Here is an 806-nt window from a genome sequence, read left to right on the forward strand (position 1 = left end):
ACCCCGTCGAGCCCGCCGGCCCGCTCGGCCAGCTCCCGGACCGCCCGCCCGGCCTGCGCGCGGTCGGCCAGGTCGGCGACCGCGTGGTCGACGTCCTGGCCGGGAACCGGCTCGCGCACGTCGACGACCAGGGGCCGCCAGCCCTCCTTCCGCACGGCCTCGGCCGTGGCCATGCCGAGCCCGGAGGCGCCCCCTGTGATCAACACGTTCATCGGATCTCCCTGATCAAATTGGTTGTCGATCGGCCCGGCAGGCTGCTCAGCACGACGGTCTCCGCGCCGAGCCTGTCGAGCACCCCGGACTCGGGCAGGACGCCGCCCTCGTAGTCGCCGCCCTTCACCCACACGTCCGGCCGGAGCAGCTCGATGGCCGCGGCCGGTGTGTCCTCGTCGAACACCAGCACCGCGTCCACGCAGGCCAGCGCCCGGAGCACCTCGGTCCGGTCGCGGACGTCCACGATCGGCCGGTTGGGGCCCTTCAGCCTGCGCACCGAGTCGTCGGAGTTCACGCAGACCACGAGCGCGTCGCCGAGGGCCCTGGCCCTGCGCAGGAGGCTCACGTGCCCGGCGTGCAGCAGGTCGAAACAGCCGCCGGTGGCGATCAGCCGCCCGCCGTACGCGCGGGTGAGCTCGGCCACCTCGAGCGCGGTGCGCGGCCGGTCGCCGAGCTCCTGCTCGTGGAGCTTGACAACGGCGGCCCCGCCGCGCTCCACGAACCGCGACGCCTCGCCCACGCCGACCGTGACGGCCTGCTCGATGTCGGCGCCGTCGCGCAGGGCCAGCACGGCCGCGGCGGCGAGCCGGTCG

General features: G+C 75.2%; 2 protein-coding genes. Both read right to left on the reverse strand.

Features of this window, described 5'->3' with window-relative positions:
* On the reverse strand, positions 1-212 hold a 212-nt coding region (locus DQW85_RS22045), incomplete at its 3' end, for an SDR family NAD(P)-dependent oxidoreductase (protein ID WP_113702126.1).
* The coding region (locus DQW85_RS22050) for an adenylyltransferase/cytidyltransferase family protein (RefSeq protein ID WP_162795216.1) at positions 209-806 on the reverse strand (598 nt) is incomplete at its 5' end. The genes DQW85_RS22050 and DQW85_RS22045, both read right to left, overlap by 4 nt.

It is taken from the genome of Nonomuraea lactucae (assembly GCF_003313395.1).
GTDB classification, from domain to species: domain Bacteria; phylum Actinomycetota; class Actinomycetes; order Streptosporangiales; family Streptosporangiaceae; genus Nonomuraea; species Nonomuraea lactucae.